The sequence below is a fragment of the Streptomyces sp. NPDC021749 genome (assembly GCF_040640655.1).
In the GTDB taxonomy this organism is placed as follows: domain Bacteria; phylum Actinomycetota; class Actinomycetes; order Streptomycetales; family Streptomycetaceae; genus Streptomyces.
Window position 1 is genome coordinate 38,486 of record NZ_JBFACE010000014.1, and the last position, 12,823, is coordinate 51,308.

The 12,823-nt window shown below is 72.4% G+C and carries 7 protein-coding genes; 1 reads left to right on the top strand and 6 read right to left on the bottom strand.

Annotated elements, in window-relative coordinates; genetic code table 11:
• Positions 1-70 precede the first annotated feature (70 nt).
• The gene (locus AB0G35_RS16235) at positions 71-751 is read right to left on the bottom strand and encodes a response regulator (RefSeq protein ID WP_360949027.1); all 681 of its coding nucleotides are present in this window, start codon (positions 749-751) and stop codon (positions 71-73) included.
• 46 nt (positions 752-797) lie between these two features.
• Positions 798-2,447, bottom strand: a complete 1,650-nt coding sequence (locus AB0G35_RS16240; protein ID WP_360949028.1) for a sensor histidine kinase — start codon at positions 2,445-2,447, stop codon at positions 798-800.
• Between the two features lie 180 nt (positions 2,448-2,627).
• Here AB0G35_RS16240 and AB0G35_RS16245 point away from each other — a divergent pair, with 180 nt between their 5' ends.
• The gene (locus tag AB0G35_RS16245; RefSeq protein ID WP_360949030.1) at positions 2,628-4,043 is read left to right on the top strand and encodes a cation:dicarboxylase symporter family transporter; all 1,416 of its coding nucleotides are present in this window, start codon (positions 2,628-2,630) and stop codon (positions 4,041-4,043) included.
• Positions 4,044-4,280: 237 nt separating this feature from the next.
• Here the strand turns inward: AB0G35_RS16245 and glgB are convergent, their stop codons facing one another.
• The 4 genes from glgB to AB0G35_RS16265 all read right to left on the bottom strand — a co-directional run bounded on the left by glgB (position 4,281) and on the right by AB0G35_RS16265 (position 12,320).
• Positions 4,281-6,473, bottom strand: coding sequence for a 1,4-alpha-glucan branching enzyme (gene glgB / locus AB0G35_RS16250; protein ID WP_360949254.1), 2,193 nt, complete (start codon positions 6,471-6,473; stop codon positions 4,281-4,283).
• A gap of 313 nt (positions 6,474-6,786) precedes the next feature.
• Positions 6,787-8,268: a maltokinase gene (locus AB0G35_RS16255; RefSeq protein WP_360949031.1), complete on the bottom strand. Its 1,482-nt coding sequence runs from the start codon at positions 8,266-8,268 to the stop codon at positions 6,787-6,789.
• Positions 8,269-8,601: 333 nt separating this feature from the next.
• The gene (treS, locus tag AB0G35_RS16260; protein WP_360949033.1) at positions 8,602-10,320 is read right to left on the bottom strand and encodes a maltose alpha-D-glucosyltransferase; all 1,719 of its coding nucleotides are present in this window, start codon (positions 10,318-10,320) and stop codon (positions 8,602-8,604) included.
• A complete protein-coding gene (locus AB0G35_RS16265) occupies positions 10,317-12,320 on the bottom strand; it encodes an alpha-1,4-glucan--maltose-1-phosphate maltosyltransferase (RefSeq protein WP_360949035.1) in 2,004 nt (667 codons plus the stop codon). Before AB0G35_RS16265 ends, treS begins: the two co-directional genes overlap by 4 nt.
• Positions 12,321-12,823: the final 503 nt, after the last annotated feature.

The window sequence follows — 12,823 nt, forward strand, 5'->3', positions numbered from 1 at the left end:
CTCCTGCGGGACCACGGTCAACTCACCACGGGTTGCTGCCCGCTGAACGTAAGTCACCGGTCACGGTCGGTCAATGGCCCGACCAGCGATACCGCAACTCGGGCCGGCCGACCTGGCCGTACTGCGGCGCGCGGACCGCCCGGCCGCCGTCCACCAGGTGCTCCAGATAGCGGCGCGCGGTGATCCGGGAAATGCCCACGTCGGCGGCGGCCTCGGCCGCGGTCAGCCCGCGCTCGGCGGCCCGCAGCACATCGGTCACCGCCCGCAGGGTGGCCGAGGTCAGCCCCTTGGGCAGCGCGGCCGGCCGCGGGGCGCGCAGCGCGGCGATCGCCCGGTCCACCTCGTCCTGCCCGCTGGCCTCCCCGCTCGTGGCGCGGAACTCGGCGTACCGGGTGAGCCGGTCCCGCAGCGTGGCGAAGGTGAACGGCTTCAGCACGTACTGCACCACGCCCAGCGAGACGACCTCCCGGACCATCGCCAGATCGCGGGCCGAGGTGACCGCGATGATGTCGGCGGCGTGACCGGCCGCGCGCAGCGTCCGCACCAGCTGCAGGCCGTGCCCGTCGGGCAGATACAGGTCCAGCAGCAGCAGATCGACCGGGTGCTGGTCGAGGTGGCGGCGGGCGTCGGCCATGGAGTGCGCGGTGCCGGACACGGTGAAGCCGGGCACCCGCCCGACGTAGAGGGCGTGCGCATCGGCGGCCACCGGATCGTCCTCGACGACCAGCACCCGGATGCCGGAGGGTCTCACCGCCACCCACCTCCCTCGGCCGGGCCGGCCGGCCCGGACGTCCTGTTCACGGCGTCGCCTCCGTCCGCAGCGGCAGCCGTACGGTGAACCGCGCGCCGCCCTCCGCCGCCCGGTCCAGGGTCACCGTGCCGCCGTTGCGCCGCACCGCCTGCTGCACCAGGGCCAGCCCCAGCCCACGGCCGGCCGCGCCCTGCTTGGTGCTCCAGCCCCGCCGGAAGATCTCCTCGGCGGCCGCCGCGGCCACCCCCGGCCCGTTGTCCGCCACCCGCACCACCAGCTCGCCGCCGTCCGCACGGGCGGTGACCCGCACCTGCGGCGGCTCGCCCGGGGCGTGCTCCGGGGTCGGGGCCGCGGCGTCGATGGCGTTGTCGAGGAGGTTGCCCAGCACCGTCACCAGATCCCGGGCCGGCAGGCCGGGCGGCAGCACCCCGTCGTCGATCCGGCTGTCCGGCGTCAGCGTCAGCTCCACCCCGCGCTCGTTGGCCTGGGCGGCCTTGCCCAGCAGCAGCGCGGCCAGCACCGGCTCCGCGACCGCCCCGACGACCTGGTCGGTCAGTGCCTGCGCCAGCTCCAGCTCGGCGGTGGCGAACTCCACCGCCTCCTCGGCCCGGCCCAGCTCGATCAGCGACACCACGGTGTGCAGCCGGTTGGCGGCCTCGTGCGCCTGCGAGCGCAGCGCCTCCGCGAAGCCCCGCACCGAGTCCAACTCGCCGGAGAGCGCCTGGAGTTCGGTGTGGTCCCGCAGGGTGACGACGCTGCCGCGCTGCTCGCCGCCGGAGACCGGGGCGGAGTTGACCACCAGTACCCGGTCGCGGGTCAGATGCAGTTCGTCGACCCGCGGCCCGGGCTCCCGCAGCGCCTCGGTCAGCGGCTCCGGCAGCCCCAGCTCGGTCACCGCCCGGCCCACCGCGTCCCCGGACAGCCCCAGCAGCTCCCGCCCGCCGTCGTTGATCAGCGCCACCCGGCGCCTCCCGTCGAGCATCAGCAGCCCCTCGCGCACCGCGTGCAACGCGGCCTGGTGGTAGTCGTGCATCCGGCCGAGCTCCTGGGCGTTCATGCCGTGGGTGTGCCGGCGCAGCCGGGCGTTGATCACGTACGTACCCGCACCGCCCAGTACCAGCGCCGCCGCGGCCACCCCGACCACCGCGAGCACCTGTTCCCGCAGCTGCCGGCTGATCGTCTTGATCGTGATCCCCGAGCTGACCAGCGCGGTGATCCGGCCGCCGGCCTGCGGATCGCGGACCGGGGCGACCACCCGTACGGACGGCCCCAGCATCCCCAGGTGCGTCTCCGGGAAGATCCGGCCGTGCAGCGCCGGACCGATGTGCCCCAGGTACTTCCGGCCGATCGCGGACGGCTGCGGATGCGTCCAGCGCGTCCCGTCCGGAGCCATCACCACCACGAAATCCACCCCGGCATCGCGCCGCAGCCGCTCGGTGTACGGCTGGAGCGCCGCCGTCGGGTGCGCGGTGCGGGCCGCTGCCACCACGGCCGGGGAATCAGCCACGGCGGTGGCCGCCGCGGTCGCCTGCCGCCGCGCCGTCTCCTGCGCCTGCCGCCCGGCACTGAGGTACGCGAACACCGCGCAGCCCACGACGACCGCCGCCACCAGCACCACCTGCATGGCGAAGAGCTGCCCGGCCAGACTGCGCGGGCCGCGCAGCCGGCGGGGCGGCCGGGGTCGGGGGAGTCGCATACGGAACAGTCTGCCCGGTCACTTTTACGTGAACGAAATGTACGTAAGGGTGACGGGCGCCACACCGGCCCTGCATAGTCGCCGGGACTCGTTGCGCGCCGGATCCTCCCCCAGTTCCCGAACGGCCCTGGGTGGTGCCCCCACGTCAGGCGCAGGACCGTAGACCTTCAGGAGGCAGCCGTGGCTGCACAGACCCCGTCGTCCGGGGCAACCACCGAGGAAGCCGCGCCGGTGAAGCGGGACCGGACCCACTTCCTCTACATCGCCGTGATCGGGGCGGTGCTGCTCGGCATCATCGTGGGCTTCGCCGCCCCCGGTGTCGCCGTGCAGCTCAAGCCGCTCGGTACCGGGTTCGTGAACCTGATCAAGATGATGATCTCGCCCGTCATCTTCTGCACCATCGTGCTGGGCGTCGGCTCGGTCCGTAAGGCCGCCAAGGTCGGGGCGGTGGGCGGACTGGCCCTCGGCTACTTCATGGTGATGTCCACCGTCGCGCTGGCCATCGGCCTGGTCGTCGGGAACGTCCTGGAGCCCGGCTCCGGGCTGCACCTGACCGAATCCGCACGGCACGCGGGCCACGCGCAGGCCTCGGGCAGCGCCGAATCACTGCCCGACTTCCTGCTCGGCATGATCCCCAAGACGCTGGTCTCGGCCTTCACCCAGGGCGAGGTGCTGCAGACGCTGCTGGTGGCACTGCTGGTCGGCTTCGCCCTGCAGGCGCTGGGTTCGGCGGGCGAGCCGGTGCTGCGCGGCGTCGGGCACCTGCAGAAGCTGGTCTTCCGGGTGCTGGCCATGATCATGTGGGCGGCGCCGGTGGGTGCCTTCGGCGCGATCGCGGCGGTGGTCGGCGAGACCGGTCTGGACGCGCTGAAGTCGCTGGTCATCATCATGGTCGGCTTCTACGTCACCTGTCTGCTGTTCGTGATCGTGGTGCTCGGCGCGCTGCTCCGGCTGGTCGCGGGGATCAACATCTTCCTGCTGCTGAAGTACCTCGCCCGGGAGTTCCTGCTGATCCTGTCGACGTCCTCCTCGGAGTCGGCGCTGCCCCGGCTGATCGCGAAGATGGAGCACCTGGGCGTCAGCAAGCCGGTGGTCGGCATCACCGTCCCGACCGGCTACAGCTTCAACCTGGACGGCACCGCGATCTACCTGACGATGTCCTCGCTGTTCGTGGCCGAGGCGATGGGCAAGCCGCTCTCGCTCGGACAGCAGATCTCGCTGCTGGTCTTCATGATCATCGCGTCCAAGGGGGCCGCCGGCGTCACCGGCGCGGGCCTGGCCACGCTGGCCGGCGGGCTGCAGTCGCACCGCCCCGAACTGGTCGACGGCGTCGGTCTGATCGTCGGCATCGACCGCTTCATGAGCGAGGCCCGGGCGCTGACCAACTTCGCGGGCAACGCGGTCGCCACCGTGCTCGTCGGGACCTGGACCAAGGAGATCGACAAGGCCCGGGCGGCCGAGGTGCTGGCCGGCCGGGTCCCGTTCGACGAGAAGACGCTGGCCGTCGACGCGCACGGCCCGGCCGAGGAGGCGGCGCCGCCCGTCACGGTCGCCGGGCCGCGGGACGGCGGACCGAAGGAGTCCGCCACGGTCTGACGCCCGGCCGCAGGGACCCCCCGCCGCAAAAAGGCAGAGGGACCGGAGGGGCGGGGGGGCGGGGGCCGCGGGCGCCCCCCCCCCCCCGCCCCACGGCCCCCCCCCCGGTCGCCCCCCGGCCCGCCGGCCCCCCCCCCCCCAAACAGGCTGCGCGCGGGGGGGGGGGGCCCGCCCGCCCCCGCCCCCCGCCCCTCCGGCCGTCCACCCAGGCCCTCCGCGGGAATGCCTTGCCTCTGCCTACGCCGGCCGGAGCCAGACCGTGGCCAGCGGCGGCAGGACCAGCGAGACGGAGCCGGTCCGCCCGTTCCAGGCGACGGTCTCGGTCTTCAGCGCACCGGAGTTGGCCACGCCGCTGCCGCCGTAGCGCGGCGCGTCGGTGTTGAGCACCTCGCGCCAGGCCGGGACGTCGTCCGGCACGCCGATCCGGTACCCGTGCCGGACGACCGGCGAGAAGTTGGTGACCGACACCAGCGGGCTGCCGTCGGCCGCGAAACGCAGGAACGAGAAGACGTTGTCCTCGCTCGCGTCGCCGTCGATCCACTGGAAGCCGGCCGGTTCGGTGTCCCGCTCCCACAGTGCCGGGGTCGCGGTGTAGTGCCGGTTCAGCTCCCGGACCAGATCGCGGACGCCCCGGTGGTCCGGCTCGGCCTCGTACGACGGGTCGAGCAGCCACCAGTCCGGGCCGTGGCTCTCCGCCCACTCCGCGCCCTGCGCGAACTCCTGCCCCATGAAGAGCAGTTGCTTGCCCGGGTGGGCCCACATGAAGCCCAGGTACGCCCGGTGGTTGGCGCGCTGCTGCCACCAGTCCCCGGGCATCTTCGACACCAGCGCCTGTTTGCCGTGCACCACCTCGTCGTGCGAGATCGGCAGCACGTAGTTCTCGGAGTAGGCGTAGATCATCGAGAAGGTCATCTCGCCGTGGTGGTACTTGCGGTGCACCGGCTCCTTGGAGACGTAGCCGAGCGAGTCGTGCATCCAGCCCATGTTCCACTTCAGGCCGAAGCCCAGACCGCCGAAGCCGCCGGGCCCGACGTGGTGGGTGGCGCGGGTGACGCCGTCCCAGGCGGTGGACTCCTCGGCGATGGTGACGACACCGGGGCAGCGGCGGTAGACCGTGGCGTTCATCTCCTGGAGGAAGGCCACCGCGTCGAGGTTCTCCCGGCCGCCGTGGACGTTCGGCGTCCAGCCGCCGTCCTCGCGGGAGTAGTCGAGGTAGAGCATCGAGGCGACCGCGTCCACGCGCAGCCCGTCGATGTGGAACTCCTCGCACCAGTACACCGCGTTGGCCACCAGGAAGTTCCGCACCTCGGTGCGGCCGTAGTCGAATTCCAGGGTGCCCCAGTCGGGGTGCGCGGCCCGGGACGGGTCCTGCGGTTCGTACAGCGGACGCCCGTCGAACTCGGCCAGTGCCCAGTCGTCGCGCGGGAAGTGCGCCGGCACCCAGTCCATCAGGACGCCGATGCCCGCCCGGTGCAGGGCGTCGATCAGGAACTTGAAGTCGTCCGGGGTGCCCATCCTGGCCGTGGGCGCGTAGAAGCCGGTCACCTGGTATCCCCAGGAGCCGCCGAAGGGGTGCTCGGCGACCGGCATGAACTCGACGTGGGTGAAGCCCAGGTCCTTGACGTAGGCGGGCAGCTGCGCGGCGAGCTGCCGATAGGTCAGACCCGGGCGCCAGGACGGCAGGTGCACCTCGTAGACGGAGAACGGCGCCTGGTGGACGGGCCGTCGGCCGCGGTGCGCCATCCAGTCGTCGTCCTGCCAGCGGTGCCGCGAGGTGTGCACGACCGAGGCGGTGGCCGGCGGGCACTCGGTCCGCCGGGCCATCGGGTCGGCCCGCACCGTCCGCGAGCCGTCCGGCCGGGTGATCTCGAACTTGTACAGCTCGCCCTCGCCGAGGCCGGGCAGGAACAGCTCCCAGACGCCGGAGGACCCCAGCGACCGCATCGGGTGGCCGGTGCCGTCCCAGTAGTTGAAGTTGCCGACGACGCGGACGCCCTGCGCGTTCGGGGCCCAGACGGTGAAACGGGTGCCGGTCACGCCCTGGTGGTCCATGACGTGGGCGCCCAGCGCCTGCCAGAGCTGCTCGTGCCGGCCCTCGCCGAACAGATGCAGGTCGAGTTCGCCCAGCGCCGGCAGGAAGCGGTACGGGTCGGGCACGGTCACGGTGCTCTCGCCGTAGTCGACCAGCAACCGGTACTCCGGGGCGGTGCGCAGCGGCAGCACACCGGCGAACAGCCCGTCGCCCTCGGAGTGCAGTGCGGCGCGCAGCCCGTCCGCGACGACGGTCACCCCGCTCGCGAACGGCCGCAGCGTACGGATCAGCAGCCCGCCGCGCACGGGGTGGGCGCCGAGCAGGGCGTGCGGGTCGTGGTGCGCACCGGCCAGCAGCCGGCCGCGGTCCTCGTCCGACAGCGGGGCGGCGACCCGCACGCCGTGGCCGCCGGTGCCGGGCCGCGGCGCCGTACCGGCCGCGGTCCCGGCCGGCCGGGCGGGGGCGGCGGCCGCCTCCCGGGGCGCGGGCGGCCGGGTGCCGGACGCCGGGGCGCCGCGGCTGCCGGGTGCGGCGGCCCCGGTCGCGCTCTCGGCGGTCGCGTCGGGCGTGGACGCGGGGTCGGGAGGGGTGGGGCGGGGCGGCGGTGGGGCGGCGGTCACGGGCGGGGCCTCCTCGGGGGCGGTGCGTCGGCGGTGCGTCGGGGCGTCGGCGGGCGGGACGGGGGTCGCGTCATCGGCTCGGGGGCGGGGGTCAGAGCGGGCCGGTCCCGTCCACGCCCACGGCCGGTTCGCCGCCCGCCGCCAGCCGCCGGACGGCGGCCATCGGGACGGACAGCCAGTCGGGCCGGTGCCGGGCCTCGTAGAGCACCTCGTAGACCGCCTTGTCGGTCTCGTAGGCCCGCATCAGCTCGGGCGCGGAACGCGGATCGAGCCCGCCGGCCTCGGCGTAGCCCAGGCAGTACGCGGCCCGGGTGCGCCGGGCCCACTCCAGCGCCCAGGGGTCCGCGCCGGCCGGTCCGCTGCGCGCCGCGTAGTCGAAGGAGCGCAGCATCGCCGCGACGTCCCGCACCGCGGGCTGCAGCTTGCGCCGCTCGGCCAGCGGACGGGCCGGTTCGCCCTCGAAGTCGATCAGCGACCAGCGGCCCTCGTCGGCGGACCGCAGCGTCTGGCCCAGGTGCAGGTCGCCGTGGATGCGCTGGGCGGCCCAGCTGCGGCCGTCGTGCCCGACGGCGGCCAGCGCGTCGAAGGCGGTGCGCAGCCGCGCGCGGTAGGGCTGGAGCACGGGTACGGCCCGGGCGGTGGCCTCCAGCCGCTCGATCATCTGCGCCGCGATCAGGTCGAGCTGGGGGCGGCGCAGCTCGGTGGTCGGCAGGGTCTGGGCCAGCGCGGTGTGCACCTCCGCGGTGGCGTGCCCGAGCGCCCGGGCCGACCCGGTGAAGTCGGCGCGGACGGCCAGCGCGTTGAGCGCCAGCTGCCAGCCGTCCGCCGAGCCCGGCAGGAAGGGCTGGAGCACGCCCAGTGTGGTCGCCTCGCCGTTCTCCTCGGCGAGAGCCGACTCGAACCACGCGGCCGGCGCCGGGACCCGGGCGCACTTGGCGTCGGCCAGTGCCCGGGGCAGTTCCAGATCGGGGTTGATGCCCGGCTCGATCCGCCGGAAGACCTTCAGGATGAACGAATCTCCGTACACGATCGAGGAGTTGGACTGCTCGACGGCGATCGGCCGGGCCGGGAGCCCGGAGGGGATGTCCGCGTCGGGTTCGCGGCAGAAGCGCAGGCCCCCCAGCCGCCCGGGGATCCGCAGCCGTTCCAGCAGCAGCCCGCAGAGCCGGTTGTCCAGCAGGGCGTCGTAGACCACCCGGCCGCGCAGCGGGCCGCCGCCGGGCCGGCCGATCACCGCCGGCGCCAGCTGGGGCGGCGGCGCCGGATGCACCCCGAGCAGCAGCTGGTAGCGGTCCCCGCCGGCCGGTGTACGGCTCGGCGGGGAGCTCTGCTGGGCCCGGACGAGCAGTTGCAGCAGCCCGGGCGAGGTGCCGTCGCCGGTGCACGGCAGCAGCTCGGTCGCGGACAGCAGGGCGAAGCCGGTGAGCAGCCGCCCCTTGCCGGCGAACCAGCGCTGGCGGGGAACCCATTCGGCGAGCAGCGGCGCCAGCGAGGAGAGCAGATCGGGGGCGGTGACGAGCGGACGGTGGTCAGGGGTGTTACGGGTGGCACGGGTCGGGGCGGTGTCCGACATGGCGTCGCGTCCTTTCCCCGGGCACACGACAGGTAGGGCAAAGTGTCCCGGAATACGGCCTTGACTGTGCGGTGGCGCGGTGGCGGTACCCCCGGACGGAGGGTGTGAAGATCCTCCCGGCGGGGGTGTCGGGATCGTCCGTACGGCAGCGGTCGTTCCGGTGCGCGTGTCCGCTGCGCGGCGGTCCCCCGCGAACCGGGGGCCGCCGAGGGCTCACCCGGCCCGTGCGGTAGTAGGGAGACTGCCCGAGTGAAAGGTCAGAAAACGCCCGTACGCGGTATACGGCCGCGTACGGGCGGGATGCTCGGCCCGTGCCCGGTCAGGGCCGGGGCACTAGGTGGCGTTCCTGCGCAGCCGGAACCAGTAGAAGCCGTGGCCCGCGAGGGTGAGCAGGTACGGCAGTTCCCCGATGGCCGGGAAGCGGACGCCGCCGATGAGTTCCACCGGATGACGGCCGCTGAACGCCCGCAGGTCCAGCTCGGTCGGCTGGGCGAAGCGGGAGAAGTTGTGGACGCACAGCACCAGGTCGTCGTCGGCGCCGCCGGTGCCCGGCGAGGCCCGCAGGAAGGCCAGCACCGCCGGATTGGTGGAGGGCAGCTCGGTGTAGCTGCCGAGGCCGAACGCCGGATTCTGCTTGCGGATCTCGATCATCCGGCGGGTCCAGTGCAGCAGCGAGGACGGCGAACTCATCGCGGCCTCGACGTTGGTGACCTGGTAGCCGTAGACCGGGTCCATGATGGTCGGCAGGAACAGCCGGCCCGGGTCGCAGGAGGAGAACCCGGCGTTGCGGTCCGGGGTCCACTGCATCGGGGTGCGCACCGCGTCCCGGTCTCCGAGCCAGATGTTGTCGCCCATGCCGATCTCGTCGCCGTAGTAGAGGATCGGCGAGCCGGGCAGCGACAGCAGCAGGGCGGTGAACAGCTCGATCTGGTTGCGGTCGTTGTCGAGCAGCGGGGCCAGCCGGCGGCGGATGCCGATGTTGGCCCGCATCCGCGGGTCCTTGGCGTACTCCGCGTACATGTAGTCCCGCTCTTCGTCCGTCACCATTTCGAGGGTCAGCTCGTCGTGGTTGCGCAGGAAGATGCCCCACTGGCAGCCGGACGGGATCGCCGGGGTCTTGGCGAGGATTTCCGAGACCGGATAGCGCGATTCGCGGCGCACCGCCATGAAGATGCGCGGCATGACCGGGAAATGGAACGCCATATGGCATTCGTCGCCGCCGACCGCGTAGTCACCGAAGTAGTCGACGACGTCCTCCGGCCACTGGTTGGCCTCGGCCAGCAGCACGGTGTCCGGGTAGTGCTTGTCGATCTCGGCCCGGACCCGCTTGAGGAAGGCGTGCGAGGCGGGCAGGTTCTCGCAGTTGGTGCCCTCCTCGGCGTAGAGGTACGGCACCGCGTCGAGCCGGAAGCCGTCGATGCCCAGGTCCAGCCAGAAGCGCAGGGCGGAGATCATCTCCTCCTGGACCGCCGGGTTCTCGTAGTTGAGGTCCGGCTGGTGGGAGAAGAAACGGTGCCAGTAGTACTGCTTGCGGACCGGGTCGAAGGTCCAGTTGGAGGCCTCGGTGTCGACGAAGATGATCCGGGCGTCGGCGTACTGCTTGTCGTCGTCCGCCCAGACGTAATAGTCGCCGTACGGCCCGTTCGGGTCGGTTCGCGATTCCTGGAACCACGGGTGCTGGTCGCTGGTGTGGTTCATCACCATGTCGATGATGACCCGCATACCGCGGTGGTGTGCGGCGTCCACGAATTCCACGAAATCCGCCAGATCGCCGAATTCGGGAAGCACCGCGGTGTAGTCGGCGACGTCGTAACCGCCGTCCCGCAGCGGCGATTTGAAGAACGGCGGCAGCCAGAGGCAGTCCACCCCCAGCCACTGCAGGTAGTCCAGCTTCGCGGTGAGGCCCTTGAGGTCACCGATGCCGTCGCCGTTGCTGTCCTGGAACGAGCGCACCAGGACTTCGTAGAAGACGGCCCGTTTGAACCAGTCGGGATCGCGGTCCTTCGCCGGGGTGTCCTCGAACGTGTCGGGGACAGGCTCATTGACGATCAATTGGGTGACCCTCCGATCGGTGAGGACGGTCGCAGCGACAGCACATGGGCGGGCGCGAGCGAGCGGCCCGGCTCCAGGCGCACATAGTTGTCCCTGCCCCAGTGGTAGGTATCGCCGGTGAGCTCGTCGCGCACCGGAAAGGACTCGTGCCGGCCGAGGCCGAGTTCCGGCATGTCCAACGACACCGTCGCCTCGTGGGTGTGGTGCGGGTCGAGGTTGACCACCGTGAGCACCGTGTCGGTCCCGTCGCCGTGGCCCGCGCGTTTGGAGAACGCGAGCACGGCGTCGTTGTCCACGGGGTGGAAGTGCAGATTGCGGAGCTGCTGCAGGGCAGGGTGCCGGCGCCGGATGCGGTTGAGGGCGGTGATCAGCGGGGCGATGGTGCGCCCCTCCTTCGCCGCCGCGTCCCAGTCGCGTGGCCTGAGTTGGTATTTCTCCGAGTTGAGGTACTCCTCGCTGCCTTCGCGTACCGGCGTCGACTCGCAGAGCTCGTATCCGGCGTAGACACCCCAGGTGGGGGAGAGGGTGGCGGCCAGCACGGCACGGATCTCGAAGGCGGGTCGGCCGCCCTCCTGGAGGTAGGCGTGCAGGATGTCCGGGGTGTTGACGAAGAAGTTGGGCCGCAGATAGGCGGCGGACTCGCCGGACAGCTCGGTGAGGTACTCGGTCAGCTCCTGCTTGGTGGTGCGCCAGGTGAAGTACGTGTACGACTGCTGGAAGCCGATCTGCGCGAGGGTGTGCACCATGGCCGGGCGGGTGAACGCCTCGGCGAGGAAGAGCACGTCCGGATCGGTGCGGTTGATGTCGCCGATGACCTTCTCCCAGAACGCCACCGGTTTGGTGTGCGGATTGTCCACCCGGAAGATCCGTACGCCCTTGCCCATCCAGAAGCGCAGCAGCCGCTCGGTCTCGCGGACCAGCCCGCGGAAGTCGGCGTCGAAGGCGAGCGGATAGATGTCCTGGTACTTCTTCGGCGGGTTCTCGGCGTACGCGATCGAGCCGTCGGAGCGGTGGTGGAACCACTGCGGGTGCAGGGTGACCCAGGGGTGGTCCGGCGAGCACTGCAGCGCGAAGTCCAGGGCGACCTCCATCCGCAGGTCGCGGGCGGTGCGCACGAAGTGCTCGAAGTCCTCGAAGGTGCCCAGATCGGGGTGGAGTGCGTCGTGTCCGCCGGCCGCCGAGCCGATCGCCCAGGGGGAGCCGACGTCGTCCGGGCCGGCGGACAGGGCGTTGTTGGGGCCCTTGCGGAAGGACGTGCCGATGGGGTGGACGGGCGGGAGGTAGACGACGTCGAAGCCCATGGCGGCCACCGCCGGGAGGCGCTCGGCGGCGGTGCGCAGGGTGCCGCTGACGGCGGTGCCGTCCGGGGTGACGACGGCCCCCTCGGAGCGTGGGAAGAGTTCGTACCACGAGCCGTACAGGGCCCGGCGGCGCTCGACGACCAGCGGCATCGGGCGCGAGACGGTGAGCAGTTCGCGCAGCGGGTGGCGGGCGAGTGCCTCGACGACCTGCGGGGCGAGCGCGGCGGCGAGCCGGGTGGCGGCGGGCAGCTTCGGGTCGCGCAGGGCGTCCACGGCGGCCAGCACCGCCTCCCGGCCGTCGCTCTTGGGGACGTCGGCGGCCGCCCGCTCGTGCAGCTCGGCGCCCTCGGCGAGGACCAGCTCGGTGTCGATGCCCGCCGGGACCTTGATGCCGGCGTGCTTGCGCCAGGTGGCCAGCGGGTCCGACCAGGCCTCGACGGTGAAGGTCCAGCGGCCCTCGATGTCCGGGGTGACCTCGGCGCGCCAGCGGTCGGTGCCGGGTGCCCGTTCCTGCATCGGTGTCCAGGGTCCGCAGCGGCCGGCGGGATTGCGCAGCACCACATTGGCCGCGACCGCGTCATGGCCTTCGCGGAAGACCGTGGCCGAGACCTCGAAGGTCTCGCCCACCACGGCCTTCGCCGGGCGGCGGCCGCAATCGATCTGCGGGCGGATGTCCAGAACAGGGATGCGACCGATCATGGGCTCACCTGGGGCTTGTGATGCTTTGCGGGGTTTTGTCCTTTGTATCCGCTCCGCGGGAGGGGGACCGGGTGCGGGCATGGGGGCTCCTGTCCGCTTCACCCGGCCGGCGGAGGACGCGGCCGACCGGGTGTACCCGATGAGCCTTCCCCCGATCGGCGGACATGAAGTCCGGCGGAACGTGAACAGCTGGTACGTCACCAGGGGCCCGGCGCGGCCTCGCGGGCACGCGGCCACCTGGATGCGGACGGCTGCGGGGCTGGGCGGACACCATCGGCGTTTGCCTCCTCAACTCAGGTGTGATCACAGCGGAGTTGCGGTGTGCGGAGGTACCGGTGTCGCGCCGCGGCCGGTCGGCGCCACACCGCAGCCTCTCTCCAGGACGGATCGCGTACAAGAGCGCCTGAGGGGGTGGAATCGGCCATATCGGGAAACGCGCGGGTAGGGAGGTGCGTGTGACTCCCGTGGAGGCCTAACTTGCCTGCTGTTCGGGCGAGTTGGGG